This is a genomic window from Neorhizobium sp. IRS_2294 (assembly GCF_050500145.1).
Taxonomy (GTDB): domain Bacteria; phylum Pseudomonadota; class Alphaproteobacteria; order Rhizobiales; family Rhizobiaceae; genus Neorhizobium; species Neorhizobium soli.
Genome location: NZ_CP191439.1, coordinates 1,505,045 through 1,531,542, shown reverse-complemented (window position 1 = coordinate 1,531,542; position 26,498 = coordinate 1,505,045). Strand labels below are relative to the sequence as shown.

Sequence of the window (26,498 nt, the reverse complement as noted above, 5' to 3'; positions counted from 1 at the left end):
CTGGGTCGCACCATCGGACCCGCATCCACTGATGGTGCGGGCCCGAAACCCAGCTAATCAAGCGGTCATACCGCTCCTCAGCCATCGAGTTGTTAGGATCGCCACATCATGCCAGATCTTTCGTCGTTTCCGATCGCACAACGCTGGCCGGCATCCAACCCTGACCTCCTGCAGCTCTACGCCGCGCCCACGCCCAACGGCGTCAAGGTCTCGATCATGCTCGAGGAGATCGGCCTGCCGTACGAGCCGCACTTTATCGACATCTCTAAGAACGAAAGCAAAGATCCGGCCTTCGTTTCGCTAAACCCGAATGGCCGCATACCAGCGATCATCGACCCAATGGGTCCGGACGGTAAGCCGCTCGGCGTTTGGGAATCCGGCGCGATCCTCGTTTATTTGGCGGAGAAGGCCGACCAGCTCGTCCCGAGAGCATCAGCCAAGCGCTACGAGGCGCTAAGCTGGGTATTCTTCCAGATGTCGGCGATTGGCCCGATGTTCGGTCAACTCGGCTTTTTCCTGCGCGGGGGCGGCAAGGACTATGAGGATAAGCGTCCTCAGAAGCGTTTCGCTGATGAATCCAAACGCCTCCTGGGAGTCTTAGACCGCCAACTGGACGGGCGCGACTGGATCGTCGATGACTATTCTATCGCCGACATTGCGACCCTCGGCTGGGTCAACGCCTTGGTTGGCGCCTACGACGCCGGCGACCTACTGCGGCTTAGCAATCATTCGAATGTCCAAGCGTGGCTGGATCGCGGCCTCGCGCGCCCAGCAGTCCAACGTGGGCTGCTCATTCCGGCGAGGTCAGCATGAGTGTTATCGCTGCATATTACTACAACGAGGGTCGACGTATCCGGGAAGTAGCTATCGACGAGCGCGTCGAACTCGACAAAAACCGTTCGGGCTTTTGCTGGATTGGGCTCAGCGAGCCCTCCGTCAACGAACTGAGGGCGCTTCAGGCGACCTACAATCTGCATCCTTTAGCGATCGACAACGCGATGCACCCGATATGCCCGCCCAAGCTCGAAGTTTATAACGGCGAGCTTTACGTCGTCGCCCAGACGGCTGAGCTGGTCGGGGACCGCATACGTTACGGCAAGACGGCGATCTTTACTGGCCATAACCATCTTATCACCGTTCGCCACGGCAACGCTGGTGCATTGGGCAACCTTCGAGAGCAACTCGAGCGTTCGCCCGCCCAGTTCGGAAAAGGCGTCGATTACGTCCTCCACGCGATCCTTCACCGGATCGTGGATCAGTATCTGCCCATCTTCGAAATGATCGAGGATGACGTACTTGCGATGGAAAGGCGATCGCTCGACGACTTCCTTGGGCGAGAGGACGTTGCTCGCATCTTCGGCCTGAGATGCGAGCTGACGCGCTTTCAGCGCACCCTTGGCGCTATGGCCGAGCTGGTGCGCAAGCTCGTGCGCGGACACTTTCCCTGCATCAGCGCTGAGGTGCGGCCCTACTTCAACGACGTTGCCGACCATGTTGATCGTGTCCAGTCCATGGTCGATGGCCTCCTGCAGGTGCTATCCACTGTATTCGAGTTCAGCAGCCTTCTCGAAGCGCAAAGAATCGGGGTCGTCACCCGCCAACTTGCGGCGTGGGCCGCGATCCTCGCAGTGCCGACAGCGATTGCAGGCATATACGGCATGAACTTCAAGAACATGCCGGAACTGGACACGCCTTACGGCTACTTCGTCGTGCTTGGTGTCATGCTGATGTTCTGCCTCTTCCTGTTCGTGCGGTTCAAGAAGGCCAAGTGGCTGTGATCGCTACGCGCGAGCCGCGACTAGACCCAGCAGGCTGCCGCGCGCCGTCCACGGCCGCTCTTCCGTCCCAACGTGAACTCGAGGTGCATCAATGACAGCCCAAGTGACCGACGTTCTAAAAGCAGTGCAGTCCTTCGTCGCGAAGGGCTATGACCGCGAGTACCGCGTCAAGGACGGCAACCTGGTCGATCTCGAACTGGGATCGAGGCTCGATCCATGCTCCATTCGCGTCGACGCAGCGCTGCGTCTCGAAAGCGGGGACGGTGCCGAAGATGCTTCGAACATCTACGCGATCACCGATCCCGCGACCGAGCGAAAAGGTTTGCTGATTGATGCCTTCGACGTGTTCGACGAGATCTGCCACCGTGATCTTTCCGAGCGCCTCCTGGAACATCGTGAAACAGCGCCTGCGGGCGACGAAGACGTTCCGAGCAAGCATGGGCTGCGGAAGGTCTACAAGGCCGAATTCGATCGCGAACCCGAGCGTTACGTTCTTCGAGAAGGCTTCCCCGACTTTCCGGCATGCCCGTTCGGCGGCGCATTCAGCATTCTCGGCTTCGATACCGCAGAACAGACGTATGTCTGGCTCGTGACCAGCATCATTCGGGATCCTCGGCTGATCAGGATCCCCTACCAGGGCGAAGACGTCATCATCGACGAATGACGGCGCCGACTGCGGAACGCGGCCTTTCAACGGCTTGCTCCGATAGATCGGCTTATCATTTCAAATTGCAATGCGACGAGGTGCAGATGGATTGGAATAAAGACCACATCCGGGAAACGATGCTGTCGTTGGAGACCGCTGCTCTGCAGAGCGCTCGCGACAAGTATCTCGATTATGTTTCCACGGCTCGCTTGGATCGGAGCGAGCCGATCGAGAACGACGAACAGGCACAAGCCGAGATCGCGAGCGACTTCGCCGAGGCGCTCGACGATACGCTGGACGATTACGCCGACAAGCTCGACAAGCTGAGAACAATCGACTTCGGACCGAAGACGGCGGTTACAGAAGGGGCGGTCATCAAGTTGTCGGGTCGCTACTTCGTCGTCGCGGTGTCAACGGACAAGTTCGTCTGCCATGGGCGCGAGCTTATGGGCATATCGACGATGGCGCCGATCTTCGAGGTAATCGACGGGGCTCAGGCCGGCGAGACCGTTCAATTCAACGGCCGAGAGCTGAAGGTCGAAGCTGTCTCATAGCAAACGGTCGCCAGGGCCGCAGCGCTAGTTCCGAACGCTCTGCGGCTCGTCCTGGGTTCGTATCATCGCATCGAGAGAGGCGGTGATCATCGGCGTACTCGGGCAACGTGTCGCCTTTACCTCGATTGCGGAGCGAGAGCGACCGCGTAGGCCCGCTAACACCGCTAGCATGGTCAGCAGGACAGCAGCATAGACGAACAGCCCACCGGGCCCGACACGATCCATCACCACTCCCCCGACAAGTGGTCCGGCCGCCGTTCCGATCCCGTTGAGCAGCAGAAGCCCTCGCGCGGTGCCGAGCAGCCGCCCTGGAGGAAGGTCGTCGTTCGCGGCGGCGAGACACAGCGAGTAGATCGGGATGCCAAAACCGCCGAAGAGCGCTCCCGCCGCAAGAAGGACGGGCAAAGGGGCGTCTGCCGCCACCGACACGCCGATGGCTGCCACGGCGGATGCCAGCGCCGCTCCTGCGATGACCAGGTTCCTGGACACCCGGTCGGAGAGCCAACCGAGCGGCCATTGCAACACAAGCGTTCCTCCGAGAACTGCGGCCATGAAGGCGGAGATGCCGACGACGTCGAGACCGATCCTTTGCGCAAAATTGGGCCCCATGCCCCAGAAGCCGCCTATGGCCAGCCCGGCCAAGAAGACGCCGATCGACGCCAAGGGCGAAACAGAAAAGAGATCCCTGAATGCAACCGACTCGTGCCGTACATCGGCCGGCGAATGACTGGGAAGTAGAGTGATCGGAACCACTGCGGCAGATATCAGCAGCGAGACGATGAGGAAAAGTGTAACATCGGCGGGTGGAGCGATGTTGAGGAGCGCCTGTCCGGTCGCCCAAGAACCCATGGATACAACGCCGAAAATCGACAAAAGCTGACCGCGTGTGGATTGAACCGCGTGGGCATTGAGCCAGCTTTCCGTTGCGAGGATCATACCCGCATATGCGAAGCCGGTCACGAGCCGAAGCGGCATCCAAGCTACCGGATCTACGAACGCTACATGGAGAAGGGCGGTCATCGATGCGATCGCCGCAAAGCCGGCGAAGGTCCGTACGTGCCCCACCGACACAATGATGCGAGGCAAAACCAGCGCGCCAATCGTGAAGCCTGCGAAGTAGAACGACATCATCGCGCTGATCGCAGCGGCCGAGAAGCCCTCCTGACCAGCTCTGACGATCAAAAGCGTGCCCAGCAGCCCGTTGCCGAGCAGCAAGATGGCGACGCTCAACAGCAAGGCGGCTACTGGCGCGAGGACGAGGCCACGCGTGCAAGCAGCCTTCACATTGTCCATTACCTGGCTCATTTGAGAGCCTGATGTGGAACACGATACTCTGCAGCGCTGATGAATTGATCAAAAGCCTCGCACCAGATGACAACTGCACTGTAATCGTCAACATCGACGCCTCTGGGCACCTGCAATATAAACCCATTGAAGGTCTTCACATCGCCCAGCCTAACCGAAGAGCTTTTGATCTCGAGGAAGGCCGCCTTGGTCTCGACGAACCGGGGCGCGAGGTAGAGCTTGTAATCCGGACCAGGCGAAAGACGCCCTAGGTGCGCGATCCGATCGGGCGCAATCCGAACTTCTCCAGTGCCCCAATGGAGGAGATCACTGCCTTCCAGATCGCGCGCAAATCGACCAAAATAGACCGCTTCAGAAGCAGAGTTTTGAAGCGCAACTTCAGTGGGCGAAGGCGGCGCAGTCAGGATAGGCAGCAGGTAGATCCCGCCGGCGAAGCCTACGGACAAGACGAGGATGTGAGTGGCGGTTAGGATCAGCCAACGCGGCATAGATCACGCCCGCTCGAATTCTGCCACAAGACGATCCGCATCGAGATGAAAGTCAGAAAAGACAATGTGACCATCGGCATCGATCACCACGAACCACGGCGTTCCCCGGGTGTGGTAATCCCCCATAAACGTTGGGAACGGTGCGCCTGGCAGTGGCTCGTCGTGACCGAAGGCGACAGGTAGGCCGTACTGAAGCTGATTGACGCGCAATTTTTCGAACGTATTCTCTTGGGCGCCTTCGAAGACGGTTTGGATGACGGCAAACCCGACGCCCCTGGATTCCAACGCCCCATGCAACCTTTGAAGCGTGGGAAAGCCATGCAGATGGCAGCCACGGCACCAGTGCTGGAATGCGAACAGAATCTTCGGCCCGGGACCGATGTCTGAAAGCTTGATGGACGCATCGAGGCGGTGTCCATCCTCGCCGATCCAATGCTGCACACGAAGCTCGGGCGCTTGCGGTCCGGTCTCTCTCACCGATTTCTCCAACCTCAATGCAGCAGGCCATGTCTGGCCGGTGATGGCGGCGACAGACGAACTGCTGCACGTATCTGCGCTGTTCGTCTTGAGGTCTCTTGATCGATAAGATCGGGATTTCTTTCGAACTATGCCTCAGAAAACCAGGATTTCGGCAGCCACGACTATGAATTGTTATGATAGACAATTCCAATAGCTGCTCAGCATAGTTTCTATACCCTTGGCCGACGCTGGGCCGCCTCTCGCCTCAGCGCTCCCTCGACTATTCTACGAAGCTATCGAAACTATAGCGAACAGGCATTGGTCAAACTTGGCGATATGCCTCTATAGTATCTAGGCAATCGTCGTAACTCATAGTGGGCGAAATCATCTTAATACTGCAACGAACACCGGTGATCTAATATCCGACCTATCGGAAAGCATGACCTTTGCTTACGCTACGTTCTTGCTCCTAATAGTCTGTGATGAACCCGGTTTCGGTCTGTCGTGACAAGCAAGGGGGTTGGGCATGGTCACCAGAGGTTTTACGGGCCGCGGCTCAGGCGGCGACCACTCGAACCGAGTTCCGCCTGGTCAGCACCTCGTTGAGAATTTTCCGGTTCTGACAGCGGGACCGACGCCGCGCATTGAGACATCCGACTGGAAGTTCACGGTCAAGATCGGCCCGAGACCCATTAAGGTCTGGAATTGGGGCGAGTTCAACGCGCTGCCCAAGACGAAGGTGACCAAAGACATTCACTGTGTGACGTCCTGGTCCAAGCTCGATACTGCATGGGAAGGCGTGCTCATCGAGGACATCCTTGCGGCAGCAGGGATTGAGCGGCCAACCGAATTCGTCTTGGCGCATTGCTACGATGGGTATTCGACGAATGTTCCCTTGGCCGACATGTTGTCGGGGAAGGCGATGGTCGCTCTGAACTATGAGGGCCAGCCGCTTCCGCGCGACCATGGAGGACCGGCGCGCCTCCTCGTTCCCCACCTATACTTCTGGAAGTCCGCAAAGTGGGTGAACGCGCTGCAATTCACAACGCGCGATGAAGCCGGCTTCTGGGAGCTGCGTGGTTACCACATCTACGGCGATCCTTGGCGCGAGCAAAGATACACCCATGACTGAGATCGGCGCGCAACCCGCATCGTGGCAGTCCTGCTTCATCGACGGAATCGTCCAACAGACTCCGAGTATCAAGAGCTTCTTCCTGCGGTTGGGGAACCCGTTCACTCATGTCGCGGGCCAGCATGTCGATGTCCGTCTGACCGCGCCGGACGGCTACACCGCGATGCGAAGCTATTCGATCGCCTCGTCGCCCGCTTCATCTCCGATCCTCGAACTCGCCATCGAGCGCCTTCACGATGGCGAGGTCTCACCGTTCTTCCATGATATCGCAGCAACCGGCGACGAGATCGAACTCCGCGGACCGCTCGGTGGCCATTTCCTATGGCCGGAGCCCGCTGACGAGCCAGTCCTACTGATGGGAGCGGGCTCCGGCGTGGTGCCGCTGATGGCGATGATCCGCCAGCGCCGATCCCTAGCGCAGTCGGTCCCGGTTGCGCTGCTCCTGTCGGCGCGGACCGCCCAAGACGTGCTGTTCTCGAGGGAACTGCACACAATTGAAACGGACGACCCGGCATTCAGCTTGGCGCTGGCGATAACCCGCGAGGCGCCCATGCGCGCGTCGGACTTTGATCGGCGCATCGACAGCTTGATGGTCAAGGAGACAATCTCCCGTCTCGGCCGAAACCCTTCGCAGGTCTTCGTCTGCGGCTCCAACGGCTTCGTCACCATCGCAACGGATGGTGCGCTCTCGGCAGGCCTGGACCCCTCCATCATCAAGACTGAGCGTTATGGTGGTTAAACGCAGCGAAGCGCCCACGCTCATTCTTTTTCAACTTTCGATGTCCGGGAGATCAGTATGAGCCGCTTTGCTGAACCTGTTTTCGTAGCGGCTGGGCTACGGACACCCTTCGGCCGAGGTAGCGGGGCGTTGGCCAACTACGACGCGGTCTCGTTATCAGTGCCTGTGGTCCAGGCGATGGCGAATCTTGCGGAGCCCGACCTGGCTGTTTGGGGAACCGTCATACCCAACCTGGGATGGAGCAACATCGCTCGGGAAGTTTGGCTGGACGCCAAGCTCAACCCCAGCATCCCCGCGTTCTCCGTTGTCCTAGCGTGCTCGACCAGCATGACTGCAACCTTCGCTGCGGCAGGACTGCTTGGTGGCGGGACCGACCTGACAATGGTTGGCGGCGCAGAGGTCATGAGCAGGCCATCGCTTGCCTTAACCGCAGAAGCATCCAAGCGACTGACCGATCTGTTCGGGCAGGATCCGGCCGCGGCACTTTCGGCGCTGCAATCGCTGACGCCGCACGACTTCGTGCTTCCAACCAAGGGGTGGGCCAACCGCATCACCGGTCGGACGATGGGCGATCACATGGAGGAGACCGCCAAAGCTTGGCGTGTCTCGCGCGAAGCACAGGACGACTGGGCTCTAAAGAGCCACCAGCGAGCCGTCGCCGGCTGGGACAACGGCTTCTTCGACGACCTTGTCACCTCTCTGCCGGAGCTGGCGCGCGACGCGAACCCGCGAGCAGATACGTCTGCCGAGCGCCTCGCCGCCCTAAAGCCAGCCTTCGATCGGGAGAGCGGACAGGGCAGCCTGACGGCCGGCAACAGTTCCCCCATCACCGATGGAGCGGCCGGCTGCTGGGTTGCCAACGACGCGGGTCTGAGGAGACTCCCCGCCGGTACGCCTTTCGCGCGGCTCGTCGACTACGAAGTGTCGGCAGTCGACCTCCATACGGAAGGGCTCCTGATGGCGCCTTCCTACGGGATACCGCGCTTGCTCGCGCGGCATCGCCTCGGCTTCTCCGACATCGCTCTGTGGGAGATCCACGAAGCGTTCGCCGCCCAGGTGTTGGCCAATGTCGCGGCCATCGCCGATCCGGATTGGGTACGCGAAAAGGCCGGCGTCGAGGCCGCCATGGGCGAGTTCGATTGGACTCGGGTCAACCCCAATGGCGGTTCGGTAGCCATCGGACATCCCTTCGGGGCGACCGGCGCGCGCGATCTTAGCCAAGCGGTGAAGGAACTGTGGGCCCTGCCGGTGGGGTCGCGCGGGATCGTCAGCATCTGCGCTGACGGCGGCCAGGGCACCGTTGCTCTTCTTGAACGCGTTTGACCGGAGGATATTGATGAAGGCAATCCGCTTCCACGAATTCGGTGCTCCCGGCGTACTCCGCTATGAGGATGCTCCAAAGCCCGCCGTCAGGCCAGGCGAGGTTCTCGTCCGAGTGCATGCGGCTGGCCTCAATCCTCCGGATTGGTATCTCAGAGAAGGGTACAAGGCGCTGCCCCCCGAGTGGAGACCGCCGATCGAGTTGCCGGCCATACCCGGCTCGGACGTGTCCGGGATCGTTGAGGCTGTCGCCCCGGATGTCACAGCGTTTTCACCGGGTGACGAAGTTTTTGGAATGATCCGATTCCCAAGTTTTGGCGAAAGCCTGGGATACGCAGAGTACGTTTCGGCACCGGCATCAGATCTGGCGCTAAAACCTCGCGGCCTCGACCATGTTCATGCCGCTGCAGCGCCGATGTCGGGACTGACCGCGTGGCAGTACCTGATAGAGCTGGGTCATAGCGAACCCAATCCCCTGCAGCCCGGGAGGCACGACCCGGTCCCGTTGGAAGGCAAAAGCGTCATGATCAATGGCGCCGGCGGCGGTGTCGGTCACCTCGCACTGCAGTTAGCAAAACACAAGGGCGCGCGCGTGATAGCTATTGCGTCAGGCCGACACGAGACATTTCTGCGCGATCTCGGCGCAGACGAATTCATCGACTACACGAAAATCAAGGCGGAAGACTTGGTGCGCGAGGTGGACCTCGTCGTCGATGCAGTAGGTGGCCCGACAGCCAGTCGCTTCTTGCGTTCGATACGTCGCGGCGGCGCGCTTTTTCCAATCTTTCCGCTTGGCTTCGCGGGACACGATGAAGCCGCTAACCTTGGCGTTACGGTCTCTGCAACACAGGTACGATCCAACGGAGCCCAACTCGCCGAGTTAGGCCGATTGCTGGACAGCGGGACCGTTCGCGTCGCGGTCGATAGCACGTACCCCCTCTCGGAAGCGGCTGCCGCCCACGAGCGTGCTGAGGCGGGTCATATTCAAGGCAAGATTGTCCTCATCGTCGAAGGTGGCGATGCTGCAGTGACGCGTGAGGCTGGGACATCGGGCGGGCAGTGGCCGCCTCGCGTGCAAGGACATTGACGTGCTGAGCCTGAGCGCCAGTGCGGCCGACGCGGGGGCGGTTCAGCGAGCGAAGGCGCTTGCTGAACTCATGGTTCTCGACACACCGGACGAGCAGTCCTTCGACGATCTCGTGTTCGTTGCGGCTAAGGCCTGTGGCGTTCCTATCGCTCTGATCACGCTTCTCGACACCGACCGACAATGGTTCAAGGCCAAGTACGGGCTCGACGTGTGCGAGACGGATATCGAACATTCGGTCTGTCGGATCGACATCGACAAAGGCGACCTCCTAGAGATCGTCGATTTGACAGCCGATGCGCGAACGAAACGCAATCCACTTGTCACCGGCGAGAAGCACTTCAGGGCATATGCTGGCGCGCCGCTTGTCCTTCGATCCGGGGCGGTAGTCGGTCGGCTGTGTGTTATCGATACCGCTCCGCGGCCGGCAGGGCTGAGCGAGATGGAAAGGGCGATGCTCCAGGCGCTTGCCCGTCTCGCCAGCGAGAATCTCGAACTGCGTCGGATCGCCAAGGCTAGCGAGCGCCTAACTGAACTCCAGACTGCTCTTGTTGAGATCGGTGAGGTAATCCGCAGCAGTAGCGGCACAGAGGAGATGACGTCTGGCACCTCTGCCATCGTTGGTCGGACCCTCGCCACGGACCGAGCCGGGTTTGGAACCGTCGACCATGACGTCGAGACGATCAACGTTGAAACACACTGGACCGCACCGGGTGTGATGAGCATCGCCGGTCGACACCGGCTTGACGAGTTTGGGAGTTTGCACAAGCCACTCGTCGATGGCGACCCTCTGATAGTTAGGGACGCCCTGTCTGACGAGCGCGCGCTGCACAATCTCGATGGCGCGTTGCGAATTGGTATTCGCGCAGTGATCGACATGCCAGTGCGCGATCAGGGCAAGACAATTGCCGTTTTCTTTGTGCATTGCGGCACCCCCCGGCTCTGGCCCGCCGAAGAGATTGCATTCTTGCGGAGCGCTGCAGACCGACTTGAGGCAGGGGTCGCTCGGCATCGTGCCGAGCAGCGCCAGCACATCGTAAATGGTGAAATCGCGCATCGCCTGAAGAATACGCTCACCATGGTTCAGGCTATCGCGAGCCAAACCTTGCGAACCGTCACCGACCGCGATGCTGTTTACGCCTTCGAGGGCCGGCTGATGGCATTGAGCGCAGCACACGACGCCCTGCTCCAGACAAGCTGGACACAGGCTGATCTCCAAGCTGTTGCGGCGACCGTCATAGAAGCGATCGGATTTTCGGATCGGGTTAGAATCGCCGGATTGCCCGTGGCGCTAGGGCCAAGAGCGGCGCTGTCCTTTTCCCTCATCGTGCACGAACTTCTAACGAACGCCTGCAAGTACGGCGCTCTGACGAACGACTATGGGAAGGTGTCGCTGTCTTGGGGCGTCGAAGACAGCCAGGACGGCGATCTGCTGAAGATCGAGTGGCGAGAGCAGGGCGGACCTCCCGTTGTGCCGCCGACGCGTAAAGGCTTCGGCTCAAAGCTAATCAGCATCGGTTTGGTCGGTACTGGTGGCGTCGATCTTCGCTTCGATCCAGAAGGCCTCGCGGCGGACCTGCATGCCTCTATGCGCCAGTTGGTCCAGGCTTGATGGAGTACGTGTGTGGAATGAATAAACCAGTGGTGCTTGTCGTGGAAGATGAGCCACTTCTCCGTCTCTTTGCATCGGACATGATTGAAGAAGCCGGCTTCGAAGTGCTGGAAGCATCAGATGCCTCTGCTGCGCTCGTGGCTTTGGAAGAACGGCGCGACATCCGGGTCGTCTTCACCGACGTGGACATGCCGGGCGGCATCGACGGCATCATGCTGGCCATCCGTATTCGAAACAAATGGCCGACCATTCAGATCATAATCACGTCCGGAAGGCCGTGGCCGGAAGAGGCTGTTGTCCCACCGGATATTCCATTCTTTTCCAAGCCATACCGGCAAGACCGGGTGCTGGATGCGGTCAGGAAAATGGCTGCGTGATGACCTGGATCTTGCGGCCTTCCTCAAATCAGCCGTCACGTAGTTTTGCGCCCTCGCTCCCAGCCGTTCGAGAGTCGCGGTGATACTTAGGTTCTGCCGCGAAGGACTCACGTCACGCGTCAACGATTGGAGATGCAAAATGAAGCCAGAGGTCCTCCTCTATGTCACGAGTTGGTGCCCATACTGCCGCCGAGCGAAAGCGCTGCTTACAAAAAAGGGGGTGGCGTTCACGGAAGTCGACATCGAGGCTAGTGCGGAAAACCGAAAAGCGATGATCGACGTCTCAGGTCGAAGCACCGTGCCGCAGATATTCATCAACGGCACGCATGTGGGCGGGTCTGACGAACTCCATGCCCTCGATGCCAGAGGCGGGCTCGACCAGCTACTCGCCATCGAACGGCCACCAGTGACGTGAAATGGAGGAGAAAGAATTCGATACGGCTTTCGCTAGGCTACCGGACGGATATAGCGAGGGCACTTACAAAGCCCGGCGCTTCGGCGTTACAGTCCGCCGCTCCAAAGATGGCCGACGTAACAGCCTTTTTGCCCGAGAGCTGGCTGGAACCGACATCATCAGCTTCAACCTGTACCGCGTCTCAGCGGGCAAGGCTTCACTCAAGCCGTGTGAGATGTCTGCAGAAAAGGTCGTGGCATTCGTGCTCAGCTTTCGACCGGACGCATGAGCTTGGCTTCACCGCTAAACGCCGTGACCGTGATGGGCGCGAACCTGGGCCCCTAGGCTCAGGACTCATAGCCAGAAGAGCACGGTAGCTGCGAGGGCGATGGCGGAGAGGAAGACGGTCGGGCATCGATCGTAGCGGGTGGCGACGCGCCGCCAGTCTTTCAGTCGGCCGAACATGATTTCGATGCGGTTTCGGCTTTTGTACCGGCGCTTGTCGTAACGGACAGGCACAGTCCGGGATTTCCGACCGGGGATGCAGGGCGTGATGCCCTTGGCCTCCAGGGCATCCCTGAACCAGTCCGCGTCATAGCCCCGGTCGCCCAACAGCCATTGGGCCTTGGGAAGGCTGTCCAGCAGGGCCGCAGCACCGGTGTAGTCGCTGACTTGGCCTGCCGTCATGAACAGGCTGATGGGGCGTCCGTTCGCATCGGTTACGGCGTGAAGCTTGGTGTTCATGCCGCCTTTGGTGCGTCCGATGAGCCGCCCAAGACCCCCTTTTTTACCGCGAGGCTCGAAGCCGTACGGTGCGCCTTGAGATAGGTCGCGTCGATCATGAGGGTGCGCCGTTCGGCCTGAGCGCCGGACAGTCCCTCCATCATCCGGATGAAGACCCCGGCCTCGCTCCAACGCTTCCAGCGATTGTACAGCGTCTTGTGTGGGCCATAGACCGGCGGCGCATCACGCCAGCGAAGCCCGTTGCGGTTGACGAAGATGATCCCGCTCAACACCCGACGATCATCCACCCTGGGCTTGCCGTGGCTCTTGGGGAAGTGCGGCTGCAGCCGCGCCATCTGCTCGTCCGTCAGCCAATAGAGGTCGCTCATATCCAGTCTCCTTGCAGAGCCTGAATCAGATCGAGCACATCACATCAATGGGTCCTGAGCCTAGGCTCCTTTCTGGTCGCCTGAACTATCGAAACTATAGTTACAGGTCATTGGACTTCGTCCTGAGGTAAATTCATTTTCTGTACCTTAGCGTGCGAAAGAATCGGCGCTGGTCTCTTGTGCAAGCCATCATTGAGGAAGTCCAAGCGATGACAGACTCCAGTGCTGAAACCGCGCCTTCACCATCTGACCTGGACGAAAGCGCGACCATGACGGTCGCGGATGCGCTGAAGATCATTTTGGCGAACAGCTATGCGGTCTACCTCAAGACCAAGAACTTTCACTGGCATGTCTCGGGCCCGTACTTCAGGGACTACCACCTGCTTCTCGACGAGCAAGCTGCGGAGATCCTCGCTGCTACCGATGCTATGGCTGAGCGCGCCCGGAAGACCGGTAATACGACCATCCGATCGATCGGCGATATCGCCCGCCACCAGACGATCAAGGACAACGACGCGGAGTTCGTCACGCCTCAGGACATGCTGGCGGAATTGCGCGCTGATAATCTTCACATGGTCGAGTCGCTGCGTCGCGCAAAGGACGTCGCCGACCAGGCGAAGGACAATGCGACCTCCGGCCTGATCGATACCTGGACCGACGAGGCGGAACGCCGTGCGTGGTTTCTTTTCGAAGTCAGCCGATAGGATTGCTGCTCAACGGATCGGATCGTTTCATGGCGTCTAACGATGCGCAGACCCAGTTTATGGAGACAGAGAGTGGTAGGATAGCCTTCGACGACACGGGCGGAACCGGACCTGTCGTCATCGGAATTCCGGGAATGGGCGACTTGCGATCCGAGTACCGCCTCGTGAAGCCTATGCTGCAGCATGCGGGATGCCGAGTGGTGACGATGGACGTCCGCGGGTTCGGAGAATCGTCGGCCGAGTGGCCGGACTACTCTGCGCGAGCGGTCAGCCGTGACGCCATCTCCATCCTCCAACAGTTGGGTGCCGGTCCAGCCACGATCATGGGCAACTCGTTCGCGGCCGGGTCTGCGCTCTGGGCTGCCAGGGAGTCTCCTGGCCTCGTCAACGGGGTGGTGCTGCTCGGGCCGATTGTCCGCGATCTTCCCCTCAAGACGATCCAGAAACTTGTCCTCTCGCTCGGATGCGCAGGCCCGTGGCGTACTTGGTTCTGGACCACGTACTGGAGCAGCCTTTTTCCGACGAAGCCGGCACCGGATCATGCTGAAGTGAAAGCGGCAATCGCCGCAAACCTCCGAGAGCCAAAACGCATGCAGGCTCTCTTGAAGATGCTGTCATTGTCGAAGTCTGACACCGCAGCGATCCTAGACGAAGTCTCCGTGCCGAGCCTCATCGTGATGGGCTCGAAGGATCCAGACTTCCCGGACCCCGTCGAAGAAGCTCGGAGCTTGGCTTCGAGGCTCAATGCCGAAACCATGATTGTTGCGGGCGCCGGGCACTACCCTCATGTAGAAATGGCGGACGATGTCGGACAGCGGATCATCGCGTTCGTCCGCCAGCTCGATAAGTCCGGCCCAGCCGTTGTGCCTTTGCGTAGGAGTTGAGGATGGCAAAGGTCGGCTTTGGTGGAGGCTGCCACTGGTGCACCGAGGGTGTTTTCCAAGCGTTGCGCGGCGTCACGCAGGTCGACCAGGGTTTTCTACAATCGATGGCGCCGGCAGACACCTGGGCGGAGGGGGTGATCGTCACCTTCGATCCCACGGTCATTGGATTGACGACGCTGTCCGAGGTCCATCTCAGGACGCACTCCGCCACTCGAGCCCGTTCGCTCCAAAGCAAATACCGCAGTGCAATTTACATATTTGAAGAGAGCCAGCGACATGAAGCTGAGCAAGCGGTTGCCCGCTTGGGCGAAGAGTTTAGCGAGACAGTGCACACCTTGGTGCTATCGTTTGCAGGCTTTAAGGCGTCGGATGCGCGCTACCAGAACTACTATCGAACCGATCCGAGTAGGCCTTTCTGTCAGCGCTACATTGATCCGAAGCTGGCGTATATTCGACAGCACTATTCAGCGTTTGCTCTGCCCAGATAGCCTGAAAGAGCGCTTAGGCATCCTTCCCCCGAGCCAGCACCGTATGCTCGGTGAACGCGATGGCTAGTCCAACATAGATGGCTTATCACAGGACGGGGTAGCGGCTGGGCCGAGCCTCATATTTGGACAAAAGGCGTTTCTTTCCTCGCCCGCACACCCGCTACAAAGTCCCCACCGGAACGGCCCACAATTCCATAGCGCAGCATCTGACCGGCGCCGGGCGCTGGCGAAGGCATCGCGGCCGAACCCGCCTATGTGCCCCCTACGCTATCCGTTTCTCCGACACCTGCCCGGAACACCTTCCACGGCTGTGAATGACGCAGCATGTATGTCCGTGCGGAAGCGTGAGGCACCGATTCCGGGCACTCAAATACAAGCCCGAAAGCGGCCTGAGGAGACTACCGCTACGATCAACTGAAGACGCGGCGGGACGGCCTGGATCGTGCAGCCGAAGGAGGCGATAGTGTCAGATAGCAAATTCCTTACCCCTGACGAGGTGGCTGAACGCTACCGTGGCGGCATTTCAGTCGGGACTCTTCGAAATTGGCGCGCGATGCGTCTCGGACCGTCCTACGTGAAAATTGGCAAAGCTGTGCTTTATCCCCTCGATGAGCTTGATGCGTGGGACGAAAAGAATAAGGTCCAGTGCCGTGCATCAAAGGGCCTCGAAGAGCGCACGTATGATCAGCCGTGATCGTCACGCTCGGTCATCGCGAACCGCCCCCAATCCCCGGAACCATTCGGCACCTCTAAGCGAAGTAGATCATATAAATCAACACGTTATGCGGACCATATGGATGGTCCACAACCACCCGAGCGGCGACCCTACCCCGTCACGCGCAGATATCGACATGACGCGGACGATCGTCGAGACGGCAAAGCCACTCGGCATCACCGTCCACGACCACATCATCATCGGCAAGGACGGTCATGCCAGCCTCAAGGGCCTGAAGCTGATCTGACCTTCAGCGACAGCCGATCACGCGACCTGCACGACATGGCCGTCTGAAACCTCGCGGTACTCGCGAACCGGTGGGCGGTAATCCATTCCCCGCACCGGGCTTTTCAGTTCGTCGTTGGAAATGCCGCGTCTGATTCCACGCCTTGCAGGATCCGGCACCGGAACGGCGGCCATGAGCTTCTTCGTATAGGGATGCTGCGGATTGTCGAACACGGCCGCCCGAGGCCCGATCTCGACGATCTCGCCGAGATACATGACGGCCACCCGGTGGCTGACGCGTTCCACCACCGCCATGTCATGGCTGATGAACAGGAAGGAAAGGTTGAGGGTCTGCTGCAGATCAAGCAGGAGGTTGCAGACCTGCGCCTTGATCGACACGTCGAGCGCCGACACGCTTTCATCGGCAACGATCACCTTCGGATCGAGGGCAAGCGCGCGCGCGATCGCGATGCGCTGGCGCTGGCCGCCGGAAAATTCGTGCGGGTAGCGTTTTGCCATGTCGGCGGAAAGACCGACCTTTTCGAGAAGATCGGCAGTCTTTTCCCGAGCCTGTTTCACCGTGCCGAGCCGGTGCTTGATGAACGGTTCGGATATCGCCGAACCCACCGTCATGCGCGGATTGAGCGATGAGAACGGATCCTGGAAGATCATCTGGACGGACTTGCGCATGTTGCGCAGGCTGACCTGATCGAGCCGAAGGACGTTGTAGCCATCGAGCGAGATATCGCCGCCGGTCGGATCGACGAGGCGCATGATCGAGCGGCCTGTGGTCGACTTGCCGCAGCCGGATTCACCCACCAGTGCCAGCGTTTCGCCCTGGAAAAGGTCGAAGGACACGTTTTCCACCGCATGCACCGCGCCGGTCTGGCGCGACAGGAGCCCGGACCGGATCGGGAAACGGGTCACCAGGTTCTTGACGCTGAGGACCGGTGTGCGGCCCTTTTCGACGGTGCCTGCTACTTCGATCGGCTCGACGGCCAAACCGGTTTTCATGTCGACCACGGGGAAGCGGGTCGGCCACGCATGGTTCTGCATCGAACCGAGCTTCGGCACCGCCGAGAGCAGTGCCCGCGTATAGGGATGCTTGCCGCGGTGGAAGATCTCCTCCGTCGGTCCGGTCTCGACCTCGTCGCCGCGGAACATGACGATGGTACGGTCGGCAATCTCGGCGACCACGCCCATGTCATGGGTGATGAAGAGCACTGACATGCCCTCCTCTTCCTGCAGCACCTTGATCAGGTCGAGGATCTGTCCCTGGATGGTGACGTCGAGCGCCGTGGTCGGCTCGTCTGCGATCAGAAGCTTCGGCTTTGATGCAAGCGCCATGGCAATCATCACGCGCTGACGCATGCCGCCGGAGAACTGGTGCGGATATTCGTCGAACCTAGACTGCGCGTTGGGGATCCGCACCTTTTCGAGCAGCCTCACGGTTTCGGCGCGCGCCTCCTGCTTCGACATGCCCTTGTGACGGGTCAGAACCTCCGAAATCTGCCGGCCGATGGTGAAGATCGGATTGAGTGACGTCATCGGCTCCTGAAAGATCATCGATGCTTCATTGCCGCGCACCCCGCGCATGTCCTTTTCGGAGATGGACAGGAGATCGCGTCCGTTCAGCACAACCTCACCCTCAATGCGGCTCGTGTTGGACGCGAGCAAGCGCATGATCGACAGGGACGTCACGGATTTGCCGGAACCGGATTCGCCGACGATGGCGACCGTTTCGCCGGGCATCACATCGAAGGAGACATTGCGGACGACGCTCTTCCACTCGCCATCGACGAGGAAGGAGGTGGTGAGGTTCTTGACGGAAAGGACGGGAACAGTCGGCGTGGAGGTCTGGCTCATCGGGTGACCCTTACTTGAGCGTCAAAGGGGTGGCGTAGGAGGCTGACGGACGTTTCTCGGCCAGCCGTTGCGCTTCGAGCGTGGCGATCTTTTCGTCGATGATGCTGCGGTCGGTCATGCCGTGCGGGTTTTCCCGGGTCGGCATGGTCTCAGCGACATGCAGGAAGCGCTCCTGCGCAACGGCATAGAGGCGGCGCAGTTCGAAAAGCGGCTCGGGGTGATCATCGGCATTGATCCGCAGCCAGGGATAATCCTGGTCGCGGTAGATGACGAGCGCTGCCGACTGGCGGCCGCGCTTGTCACCGCCAGCCGCCTCGCCCGCGTCCATGGCATCGAGCAAACGTTCGGCAAGCGGTGCACCGCGTGCAGCCGCTTCGTTGTAGACACGCATGGTCTCGGCGATCACCTGCGGTCCCGCCAGCATGTTGCCCGCAACCGAGACGTTGCGGTCGACGAGGTGACCGGCCCAGTCGACGCAGTTTTCACCGGTGAAGGCGGCGTTGCGACCATGGGCGTCGATCAGGTGCATCTGCCGCTGCCGGTGGCCGTCGTCACGCGCCGTCAGACTTGCAATGACCTCATCCGGAGACCTGCCCTCCTCCAGTAGTTTCAGGCCATCGGTTCCATAAAGCGGGCTGACGAAGGCCTGGGTGGCGATAGCGCCCACCCTGCCCCTGATATGCGGCACGGCGCATCCAACCGCGAAGAAACGGCTGGCGACGGCTATGCCCAGATGTCCCGTGTCTTGATCATGCGCGACGATTGACCAGGTCATGGTTCACCGTCCAATCGCGTAGGCTTGCATCAGGCGCGGTGTTGCGGCCGCCCTCAGCAGACCGTCAGCATCTCGACGCGCAGCCGTCAGGCGGCCGACGGTCCATGGATCGGCGACAGTGACCTTGTGGCCGCGACGACGGAGGTCTTCGAGTGCGGCTTCACCGAGATTGCTCTCGACCATGATCTCGCCCGGCGAGCTCGTGCGCGGATAGAACGAACCGGGGAAATGCGAGGTGTGGAACAGCGGCATGTCGATCGAGGCCTGCAGGTTCTTGCCGTGATGGGCGTAGCGCAGAAAGAACGGCAGCTGCCACTGGTCCTGCTGATCTCCGCCGGGCGTGCCGAACACCATAGAGGGTTTGCCCTGATAGAGAGCGAGCGACGGCGTGAGGGTCGTACGCGGGCGTTTTCCAGGCGCAAGCGAGGTCGGCAGCCCTTCCTTCAGCCAGAACATCTGGGCACGCGAGTTGAGGGCGAAACCGAGACCCGGAACGATCGGCGACGACTGCAGCCAGCCGCCCGAAGGCGTGGTCGAGACCATGTTGCCCCAGCGGTCGATGACGTCGATATGCACAGTATCGCCGCGCTTTTCGGTGAGGTGCGACATGGTCGGCTCGTAAACCGTGCCGGTGCCACTCATCTCAGCCAGCATCGCCATCGTGGCGTCGACCTGGCGCTCATAGCCCGGAACCGTGCCGGGGCGGAGCTCCATTGATGCGGTGCTGCCGATGAGCTTGCGTCGTTCGGCGTTGTAGCCTTCCGAGAGAAGGTATTCGGTCGGGATCTGGCTAAATTCCGGATCGCCGTAATAGACCTCGCGGTCGGCAAATGCGAGCTTCATCGCCTCGACCACCGTATGGACGAAATCGGGACCGGCCGGGTCCATCGCCTCGAGATCGAAGCCCTTGAGGAGTGCCAGCGACTGCAGCAGCACCGGCCCCTGCCCCCAGGCCGGCGTCTTGGCGATCGTCCAGTCCTGGTAATCGAGCGTTTGCGGCGCTTCGATGGTGGCGCTCCAGTTGGCCATGTCGTCGGCGGTGAGCACGCCCTTGTGCTTCGAACCGCTCGCGTCCATCACCTCGGCAGTCTTCAGATAGGTGTCGATCGCTTCGGCCACGAAGCCGCGATAGAACGCGTCACGGGCCGCCTGGACCTGTTCCTCGCGTCCGGATTTGGCTTCCGATTCGGAGATGATCCGCTTGTAGGTTTCGGCGAGAACGGGGTTCCTGAAATTGGAGAGTGCTTCCGGCGCAACGCCACCCGGCAGCCATGTCTCATAGGATGTCGGCCATTCCTTCCGGAAGAATCCAGCCAGGCCCTTGATCGTGTTCGACACGCGCGGAAGCACCGGATGGCCATGCTCGGCGTAGTAGATCGCCGGCTCCAGGACCTCGCGAACGGTCATCGTTCCGTAGTCGCGCAGCATGAGCATCCAGCCGTCGAATGCGCCGGGAATGACGGTCGAGAGAAGGCCGTCGCCAGGAATGAGCTTCAGACCTTCCGACGTATAGTGCTCGATGGTGGCACCGGTCGGCGCCGGCCCTTGAGCGCAGATGACTTCGACCTTGTCGGTCTTCTTCGAGTAGAAAACAGCCGGCATGTCGCCGCCCGGGCCGCAGAGATGCGGTTCCACGATCTGCAGCACGAAACCTGCGGCGACCGCCGCGTCGAAGGCATTGCCACCCTTTTCGAGGATCGCCATGCCGACGGCCGAGGCGATCCAGTGGGTGGAGGTGACGACGCCGAAGGTGCCGAGGATTTCAGGGCGCGTGGTGAATTCGGTCATTCTCGGTTTTCCTTGTATAAATCTCTTGTCCGCGGGGCGATCACGCCTCGCGCGGATCCAGTGCATCGCGCAGGCCGTCGCCCAGAAGGTTGAAGCCGATGACGACGAGGAAGATCGCAATCCCCGGCCACATCGCCATCCAGGGCGCCTGGCTCAGGAAGTTCTTGGCCGTGTTCAGCATCGAACCCCAGCTCGGAGCCGGCGCCTGCTGACCGAGGCCGAGGAAGGACAGGCTGGCTTCGGCGATGATGGCGGTCGCCACCGTCAAGGTGGCCTGAACGATGATCGGGGCAAACACGTTCGGCAGGATGTAGCGGGTCATGATGTCGACGTGGTTGAGGCCAATCGACCGTGCGCCCTCGACATAATCCTCCGTCTTCACCGCAAGCACCTGGCCGCGGGTGAGACGCACGAAGACCGGCATGGCGGAGAGGCCGATGGCGATCATCGCGTTGGTGAGGCTCGGGCCGAGGAAGGCGGCAAGCGCGATCGCGGTGATCAGGAACGGCATCGCCAGCAACGCTTCCGTCACACGCTGGATGACCTGATCGACCCAGCCGCCGAAATAGCCGGACAGCAATCCAAACGGCACGCCAATGGCAACCGCGATGGCAACGGAGACGACGCCTGCCATCAGCGATGCACGCGCGCCCCAGATCATGCGCGACAGAATATCGCGGCCGAGATCGTCGGTGCCCAGCCAATGGGCGGCGGACGGCGCCTTGCGCAGTGCCGACCAGCTGGTCGCGATCGGGTCGGCGATCGGCAGGATCGGAGCGGCGATGGCAATGATCGCGAAAAAGGCGATGATCACCATTCCGACCATCGATCCGCGGTTGGCGCGCATCTTGCGCCATGCCCTGCTTTTCTGGCGCGGCTTTGCGATCGGTGCGGTCTGTTCGATAGCGGTCATAGCGTTGCCCTCAGGCGCGGGTTGAGGAGAACGTAGAGAATATCGGCAATGAGGTTCATGACGATAAAGCCGATGGCCGTGCACATGACGATGCCCTGAACGACCGCATAGTCACGGGTAAAGACGGCATCGACGGTGAGCTTGCCAAAGCCCGGAATGGTGAAGATCTGCTCCGTGAGGACGGCACCGCCTAGCAGCTCTCCGAACAGCAGCGCCGACAGGGTGATGATCGGCAGCAGTGCGTTGCGGAACGTGTGGCTGAGAATGACTTCGCGCGGCGACAGTCCCTTGGCGCGGGCAGTGCGGATATAGTCCGAACTCAACACACCGAGCATGGCCGAGCGGGTATGACGCATCAGCTGCGCGGCGAGCGCCGTCGACAGGACGAAGGCCGGCATGATCATGGTTTTGAGCGAGCGGACGGGATCGACGAAGATCGATTCGTAGCCGGATGCCGGCAGCCAGCCGAGATTGACCGAGACAAGCAGGATCAGCATGATTCCCAGCCAGAAATTCGGGATCGAGAGGCCAGACAGCGCGACGACATTGGCGACGTAATCGAGCGTCCGGTTCTTGTAGACCGCTGCCAGAATGCCGGCCGGGATACCGATCAGCATGGCCAGGATCATGGCCATCACCGCGAGCTGGATCGTGACCGGCAGTTTCTGGCCGATCAGTTCCAGCACCGGCTGGTTGGTGCGCAGCGAGACGCCGAAGTCGCCGACCAGGATGCCGCCAACCCAGGAGAGATACTGGGTGATGATGGGATCGTTGAGATGATATTTTTCGCGCAGGAATTCGATCGTCGCTGGATCCCGCTCTTCACCGGCCATGGCGAGGATGGGATCGCCCGGCAGCAGTTTCTGCAGCGAGAAGACGAAGATCGAGATGATCAGCAGGGTCGGGATCGCGACCAGCAGGCGCTTTCCGATATAGACAGGCATGGCATCGCCCTCGTGATTTCAGGTGACCGCGCGGAATGTCTTCCGCGCGGTATGCGATGGGAAATTACTTCTTGGAGACGCCAAGGAAGCGCATCATGCCATCCGGCGACGGCACGAAACCTTCGACCTTGTTGGAAATGGCATAGGCGTAGGGCTGATGGCCGAGGTAGATGATCGGCATGTCGTCGTTGAGGATGACGCCTGCGGCATCGTACTTTTCCTTGCGGACCGACTCATCCGGCGAGGTACGGGCTTCGTTGAGAAGCTTGTCGACTTCCGGATTGCAGTACTTCACGTCGTTGATGCCGCCCTTGCAGGTGACGAACTGGTGCAGGTTGCCATCGGGATCGATGCGGCCCGACCAGTCGGAGCGGCTGAGCTGGTAGTTGCCGGCCGTCTGTTCCGACAGAAGCGTCGCAAATTCGGTTGCCTTCAGCGTGACGTTGAAGCCCGCTTCCGCCACCATCGACTGGATGACCTGCATCATCTGGGTCTGGGTCGTGCTGTTGGCGTGCTGCAGCTCGATATCGAGCGTCTCGTGGCCCGCTTCCTTCATCAGCTGCTTAGCCTTCTCGATATCGCGCGCCGGCACCGGCAGGTTCTTGTTGAACCAGGGGCTGGACGACGGGAACGGCTGGTTACCGGCAAGCGACGTGCCTTCGAAGACGATCTGGCCGATTGCTTCGCGGTCGATCGCCAGCGAGAAGGCCTGGCGAAGGCGCTTGTCCTTGCCGAGCGGGTTGTCCGCACGGGGACCGTTGGCTAGGTTGACATACATCGCCATGTAGCCCGGGCCGATGACGTCGGCATAGGTGAGGTTCGGGTCGCTCTTTACCGATTCGGCATCGGACGCCGAGATGCGCTCGGCGATATCGAGGTCACCCGACCGCAGGTTGGCGAGCTTTACGGTCGTGTCCGGGATTGGCAGATAGGTGATCTTGTCGACGAGGATCCGGTCCTTGTCCCAGTAGTCGGCGAACTTCTCGAGCACGATACGGTCCTGCTGGATGCGCTCGACAAATTTGAAAGGACCGGCGCAGACGGGCTTCGAGCCGAAATTGGCACCGAGTTCCTTGGCGGCCTTCGGCGCAACGATCATGCCGGCACGGTCGGAAAGCTGGGCAAGAAGCGTCACGTCCGGAGACTTAAGCATGAACTTGACCTCAAGCGGGCCGCTGGCCTCGACCTTGGCGACCGAGGAAAGCTCGCTCTTGCGGCGCGACTCCGGCAGCGTCATGTTGCGCTCGATCGTTGCGACGACGGCTGCGGCATCCAGCGTTTCGCCGTCGTGGAACTTGACGCCGTCGCGGATCTTCATGGTCAGCACCGTGCCGCCTTCAGACCAGTTCCATTCGGTCGCAAGCTGCGGAATGATCTTCATATCCTGCGAGATGTCGACCAGCTTATCGCACATCGCGGTATAGACGATGCGGCCGACGAAGGTGCGCGACTGCGCCGGATCGAGAACGTCGGCATCGTCATTGAGACCGATGCGCAATTCGCTTGCCATGGCAGGCAGAGACATGATCGCGCTGGCGAGCAGTGCGGCAGTGAGCGTGGAAAATTTCTTCATCATTGTTCCTCTGGTCCATTCAGGTTTGTCGGTCATTGTTCTTGTTGGCCGGCCTTTGTGGCCGGCAGTCTGGGATGGCTAGGACGCAACGCTGAGCGTGTCGTCGTCACGGATACCGATCTGCTCGCCTTCCGGCGAATGGTCATCGAGGGCCTCGAGCGAGGTGGCCCGGATCAGCCGCTCGTGGTGCATCAGAAGATGCTCGCGCATCGCCTCGCCTGCCCGGCCCGGATCGCGGGCGGCGATGGCGTCGACGATTGCGATATGCTGCTGGTACGACGTGCGGCCATTGGTTCCGGTCTTGCGCGCACGCTCACGAATGGATTGCCACGCGGCATCCTGACGGATGCGGTTGACCACGTCGAAGATCGACAGGAACAGCTTGTTGCCGGCGCTTTGCGCGATCTGGCGGTGCAGCGATCCATCCCAGAGTTCCTTGGAATCCGCATCCGAACTCTGGCCGGTCTTGTCTGCCAGGTAGCGCATGCGCTCGATTTCGGCGGGCTTTGCACGCATCGCTGCAAGCTGCGCTAGCTGTGGCTCCAGGCGAAGGCGAACTTCCATGATTTCCATGATGTCGGTACCGGCGACGAGCGCGTCGACGTGATCGCTCCAGCCGTCAGGCTTTTCGCCGACAAAGGTTCCGGCACCCTGGCGGCGCCAGATCAGCCCCTCCGACTCGAGCACCTCAAGCGCCCGTCGAACAGCACGGCGCCCGACATTGAGCGTTTCAGCAAGCGCCCGCTCCGTCGGCAGCCGCCCTTCCGCTCCGAATTTTTCCGAGTGGATCAGATCGCGGAGCTTCTCCAGCGCGTAGTAGGAATTGTCTTGGGGTTCGGTCTGCATTGAACGTACCATTGTCCGGACCAATTCATGATTGGTTCGAATGAAAGACATTTCCCGGCGAGGGTCAAGACGTTTTTTGTGCATCCTATTTTTCTGCACAAAACATACGCAACCCGAGACATCCGTTCTACGCTTGCGGCCTTTCCTGCAATCAAACATTCAGAATAGATTGGTAGGAGACGACGCAGGTAGGCTATTGCAGCGTAACAGCGGGATTCGAGAAGCGGAGCAGTCCATGAACCAGTACGACCTCATTGTTGTCGGCAGCGGCCCTGCCGGTCGCCGCGCAGCCATTCAAGCCGCCAAGCTCGACCGGAAAGTGCTCGTCATCGAGCAGGGCCGACGGGTGGGCGGCGTTTCCGTGCATACCGGCACCATCCCCTCGAAGACGCTGCGCGAAACCGCGCTGAACCTCTCCGGGTGGCGCGAGCGCGGTTTCTACGGCCGATCCTACCGGGTCAAGGAAGAGATCAGTGCCGAAGACCTTCGCCGCCGGTTGCTGATCACGCTCGACCATGAAGTCGAGGTGCTCGAACACCAGTTCGCCCGCAACCGCGTCCAGCACCTTCGTGGCAAGGCGAGCTTTCTGTCGACCGATACGATGGAAGTGCTGAAGGACGACGGAGAGGCGGTTCAGGTCAAAGCCAAAAGCATCCTGCTTGCCGTCGGCACGCGCCCGTTCCGCCCCGACTACATGCCCTTCGACGGCAAGACGGTTATCGACAGCGACGAACTGCTCGAAATCGAAAAACTGCCGCGCTCGATGGTCGTCATCGGTGCCGGCGTTATCGGTATCGAATATGCGACGATCTTCTCCGCTCTCGACACCGCCGTCACCGTCATCGATCCGAAGGCGACGATGCTCGACTTCATCGACAAGGAGATCATCGAGGATTTCACCTACCAGCTGCGCGACCGCAACATGAAGCTGTTGCTCGGCCAGAAGGTCGAGAAGGTGGAGCACCTTGCCGACGGCAAGGTCTCGGTCACGATCGATACCGGCCGTAAGATCATCACCGACATGGTGCTGTTTGCCGCCGGCCGCATGGGCGCGACCGACAGCCTCAACCTGGCAGCAGCCGGCCTCGACGCCGATAACCGCGGCCGTCTGAAGGTCAATCCGGAAACCTTCGAGACCTCCGTCCCCGGCATCTATGCCGCGGGCGATGTCATCGGCTTTCCGAGCCTTGCCTCGACATCGATGGAACAGGGTCGAATTGCCGCTCGCGTTGCCGTCGGCGCGATTGCCAAGGAGCCACCGAAGTATTTTCCCTACGGGATCTACGCCGTGCCGGAGATTTCGACCTGCGGCCTGACGGAAGAGGAAATGAAGGAGCGCGGCATTCCCTACGAATGCGGCATTGCGCGCTTCCGCGAGACCTCCCGCGGCCACATCATGGGCCTCGACCACGGCATGCTGAAGCTGATCTTCTCTCTGAAGACGCGACGTCTCCTCGGCGTGCACATCATCGGCGAGAACGCCACCGAACTCGTGCATATCGGCCAGGCAGTTCTCAACCTGAAGGGCACCGTCGAGTACTTCGTCGAGAACACCTTCAACTACCCGACGCTTGCGGAAGCCTACAAGATCGCCGGGCTTGACGCGTGGAACCGGATGGGCGAGCTGCCGAAGGGCGACGCACAACACGAGACGGTCCAGCTGACGGATACCAACACGTCGACTACCGTCGAGACGTCGGTTAAGTCGGAAAAGAAGAAAACCTCTTCCAGGTAAGAATGACCGGAAGAGACAAGCAAAAAGCCGCCCCGAAAGGAG

The 26,498-nt window shown here is 60.5% G+C and carries 28 protein-coding genes and 1 pseudogene; 18 read left to right on the top strand and 11 right to left on the bottom strand.

What is annotated here, in order from left to right:
- The first annotated feature begins 108 nt into the window (after positions 1-108).
- From ACQY1K_RS07380 to ACQY1K_RS07365, 4 genes are all read left to right on the top strand, one after another.
- On the top strand, positions 109-813 hold the full coding sequence (locus tag ACQY1K_RS07380; RefSeq protein ID WP_037520577.1) for a glutathione S-transferase N-terminal domain-containing protein: 705 nt from the start codon (positions 109-111) through the stop codon (positions 811-813).
- The gene (locus ACQY1K_RS07375) at positions 810-1,778 is read left to right on the top strand and encodes a magnesium and cobalt transport protein CorA (RefSeq protein ID WP_037520579.1); all 969 of its coding nucleotides are present in this window, start codon (positions 810-812) and stop codon (positions 1,776-1,778) included. Before ACQY1K_RS07380 ends, ACQY1K_RS07375 begins: the two co-directional genes overlap by 4 nt.
- A 91-nt stretch (positions 1,779-1,869) precedes the next feature.
- The gene (locus ACQY1K_RS07370) at positions 1,870-2,442 is read left to right on the top strand and encodes a hypothetical protein (protein WP_037520582.1); all 573 of its coding nucleotides are present in this window, start codon (positions 1,870-1,872) and stop codon (positions 2,440-2,442) included.
- An 86-nt stretch (positions 2,443-2,528) separates the two neighbouring features.
- Entirely contained in the window at positions 2,529-2,978 is a 450-nt protein-coding gene (locus ACQY1K_RS07365; protein ID WP_037520719.1) for a hypothetical protein, read from the top strand.
- 24 nt (positions 2,979-3,002) lie between these two features.
- Here ACQY1K_RS07365 and ACQY1K_RS07360 read toward each other — a convergent pair whose 3' ends face one another.
- The 3 genes from ACQY1K_RS07360 to ACQY1K_RS07350 are packed head-to-tail and all read right to left on the bottom strand — an operon-like array spanning position 3,003 to position 5,248.
- A complete protein-coding gene (locus ACQY1K_RS07360) occupies positions 3,003-4,271 on the bottom strand; it encodes an MFS transporter (RefSeq protein WP_037520584.1) in 1,269 nt (422 codons plus the stop codon).
- A gap of 8 nt (positions 4,272-4,279) precedes the next feature.
- The gene (locus ACQY1K_RS07355) at positions 4,280-4,771 is read right to left on the bottom strand and encodes a DM13 domain-containing protein (RefSeq protein WP_037520587.1); all 492 of its coding nucleotides are present in this window, start codon (positions 4,769-4,771) and stop codon (positions 4,280-4,282) included.
- A 3-nt stretch (positions 4,772-4,774) separates the two neighbouring features.
- A complete protein-coding gene (locus ACQY1K_RS07350; RefSeq protein WP_037520721.1) occupies positions 4,775-5,248 on the bottom strand; it encodes a TlpA family protein disulfide reductase in 474 nt (157 codons plus the stop codon).
- A 508-nt stretch (positions 5,249-5,756) separates the two neighbouring features.
- Between ACQY1K_RS07350 and ACQY1K_RS07345 the strand changes: the two genes are divergently transcribed.
- The 8 genes from ACQY1K_RS07345 (at position 5,757) to ACQY1K_RS07310 (ending at position 12,177) form a co-directional block, all read left to right on the top strand.
- Positions 5,757-6,362: a sulfite oxidase-like oxidoreductase gene (locus ACQY1K_RS07345; protein ID WP_037520588.1), complete on the top strand. Its 606-nt coding sequence runs from the start codon at positions 5,757-5,759 to the stop codon at positions 6,360-6,362.
- Complete coding sequence (locus tag ACQY1K_RS07340; protein ID WP_037520589.1) at positions 6,355-7,101, top strand: ferredoxin reductase; 747 nt, start codon at positions 6,355-6,357, stop codon at positions 7,099-7,101. The genes ACQY1K_RS07345 and ACQY1K_RS07340 overlap by 8 nt, the downstream gene beginning before the upstream one ends.
- Before the next feature lie 57 nt (positions 7,102-7,158).
- Positions 7,159-8,424: an acetyl-CoA C-acyltransferase gene (locus ACQY1K_RS07335; protein WP_038303931.1), complete on the top strand. Its 1,266-nt coding sequence runs from the start codon at positions 7,159-7,161 to the stop codon at positions 8,422-8,424.
- Between the two features lie 13 nt (positions 8,425-8,437).
- Positions 8,438-9,508, top strand: a complete 1,071-nt coding sequence (locus ACQY1K_RS07330) for an NADP-dependent oxidoreductase (RefSeq protein ID WP_430258639.1) — start codon at positions 8,438-8,440, stop codon at positions 9,506-9,508.
- Position 9,509: 1 nt separating this feature from the next.
- Positions 9,510-11,117 carry a sensor histidine kinase gene (locus ACQY1K_RS07325; RefSeq protein ID WP_430258637.1) on the top strand — a complete coding sequence of 536 codons (1,608 nt, stop codon included), beginning with the start codon at positions 9,510-9,512 and terminating at the stop codon, positions 11,115-11,117.
- Positions 11,117-11,494: a response regulator gene (locus tag ACQY1K_RS07320; RefSeq protein WP_430258940.1), complete on the top strand. Its 378-nt coding sequence runs from the start codon at positions 11,117-11,119 to the stop codon at positions 11,492-11,494. The genes ACQY1K_RS07325 and ACQY1K_RS07320 overlap by 1 nt, the downstream gene beginning before the upstream one ends.
- A 139-nt stretch (positions 11,495-11,633) precedes the next feature.
- The gene (grxC, locus tag ACQY1K_RS07315; RefSeq protein ID WP_037520591.1) at positions 11,634-11,909 is read left to right on the top strand and encodes a glutaredoxin 3; all 276 of its coding nucleotides are present in this window, start codon (positions 11,634-11,636) and stop codon (positions 11,907-11,909) included.
- Between the two features lies 1 nt (position 11,910).
- Entirely contained in the window at positions 11,911-12,177 is a 267-nt protein-coding gene (locus ACQY1K_RS07310) for a hypothetical protein (RefSeq protein WP_037520592.1), read from the top strand.
- Positions 12,178-12,242: 65 nt separating this feature from the next.
- On the opposite strand, the gene ACQY1K_RS07305 is transcribed toward ACQY1K_RS07310, so the two are convergent.
- Positions 12,243-13,000 (bottom strand): IS5 family transposase gene (locus ACQY1K_RS07305; protein ID WP_088582593.1). Its coding sequence is split into 2 segments (ribosomal slippage): positions 12,243-12,679 and positions 12,679-13,000, totalling 759 coding nucleotides; the frame shifts between segments, so codons are not numbered across the junction.
- Between the two features lie 209 nt (positions 13,001-13,209).
- On the opposite strand from ACQY1K_RS07305, the gene ACQY1K_RS07300 reads away from it, so the two are divergent.
- The 5 genes and pseudogenes from ACQY1K_RS07300 to ACQY1K_RS07280 all read left to right on the top strand — a co-directional run.
- Positions 13,210-13,704, top strand: a complete 495-nt coding sequence (locus tag ACQY1K_RS07300; protein ID WP_037520728.1) for a Dps family protein — start codon at positions 13,210-13,212, stop codon at positions 13,702-13,704.
- A 29-nt stretch (positions 13,705-13,733) separates the two neighbouring features.
- On the top strand, positions 13,734-14,588 hold the full coding sequence (locus ACQY1K_RS07295) for an alpha/beta fold hydrolase (protein WP_051886777.1): 855 nt from the start codon (positions 13,734-13,736) through the stop codon (positions 14,586-14,588).
- Between the two features lie 2 nt (positions 14,589-14,590).
- On the top strand, positions 14,591-15,076 hold the full coding sequence (locus ACQY1K_RS07290; RefSeq protein ID WP_430258634.1) for a peptide-methionine (S)-S-oxide reductase: 486 nt from the start codon (positions 14,591-14,593) through the stop codon (positions 15,074-15,076).
- 463 nt (positions 15,077-15,539) lie between these two features.
- Positions 15,540-15,770, top strand: coding sequence for a helix-turn-helix transcriptional regulator (locus tag ACQY1K_RS07285; RefSeq protein ID WP_037520594.1), 231 nt, complete (start codon positions 15,540-15,542; stop codon positions 15,768-15,770).
- A 103-nt stretch (positions 15,771-15,873) separates the two neighbouring features.
- Positions 15,874-16,038, top strand: a pseudogene (locus ACQY1K_RS07280) (JAB domain-containing protein); the annotation flags it as partial.
- Between the two features lie 17 nt (positions 16,039-16,055).
- Here the strand turns inward: ACQY1K_RS07280 and ACQY1K_RS07275 are convergent.
- From ACQY1K_RS07275 to ACQY1K_RS07245, 7 genes are all read right to left on the bottom strand, one after another.
- Complete coding sequence (locus tag ACQY1K_RS07275; RefSeq protein ID WP_430258632.1) at positions 16,056-17,882, bottom strand: ABC transporter ATP-binding protein; 1,827 nt, start codon at positions 17,880-17,882, stop codon at positions 16,056-16,058.
- Positions 17,883-17,892: 10 nt separating this feature from the next.
- Positions 17,893-18,657, bottom strand: a complete 765-nt coding sequence (locus tag ACQY1K_RS07270) for a DUF1028 domain-containing protein (RefSeq protein ID WP_430258630.1) — start codon at positions 18,655-18,657, stop codon at positions 17,893-17,895.
- A 3-nt stretch (positions 18,658-18,660) separates the two neighbouring features.
- Positions 18,661-20,445, bottom strand: a complete 1,785-nt coding sequence (locus ACQY1K_RS07265; RefSeq protein WP_430258628.1) for a gamma-glutamyltransferase family protein — start codon at positions 20,443-20,445, stop codon at positions 18,661-18,663.
- A 40-nt stretch (positions 20,446-20,485) separates the two neighbouring features.
- The gene (locus ACQY1K_RS07260) at positions 20,486-21,358 is read right to left on the bottom strand and encodes an ABC transporter permease (RefSeq protein WP_062580373.1); all 873 of its coding nucleotides are present in this window, start codon (positions 21,356-21,358) and stop codon (positions 20,486-20,488) included.
- Complete coding sequence (locus ACQY1K_RS07255; protein ID WP_092662136.1) at positions 21,355-22,302, bottom strand: ABC transporter permease; 948 nt, start codon at positions 22,300-22,302, stop codon at positions 21,355-21,357. The genes ACQY1K_RS07260 and ACQY1K_RS07255 overlap by 4 nt, the downstream gene beginning before the upstream one ends.
- A gap of 64 nt (positions 22,303-22,366) precedes the next feature.
- Positions 22,367-23,875: an ABC transporter substrate-binding protein gene (locus ACQY1K_RS07250; RefSeq protein WP_430258938.1), complete on the bottom strand. Its 1,509-nt coding sequence runs from the start codon at positions 23,873-23,875 to the stop codon at positions 22,367-22,369.
- Positions 23,876-23,953: 78 nt separating this feature from the next.
- On the bottom strand, positions 23,954-24,721 hold the full coding sequence (locus ACQY1K_RS07245) for a FadR/GntR family transcriptional regulator (protein ID WP_092662132.1): 768 nt from the start codon (positions 24,719-24,721) through the stop codon (positions 23,954-23,956).
- A gap of 235 nt (positions 24,722-24,956) precedes the next feature.
- On the opposite strand from ACQY1K_RS07245, the gene sthA reads away from it, so the two are divergent.
- Positions 24,957-26,456: a Si-specific NAD(P)(+) transhydrogenase gene (gene sthA / locus ACQY1K_RS07240; protein WP_192076823.1), complete on the top strand. Its 1,500-nt coding sequence runs from the start codon at positions 24,957-24,959 to the stop codon at positions 26,454-26,456.
- Positions 26,457-26,498: the final 42 nt, after the last annotated feature.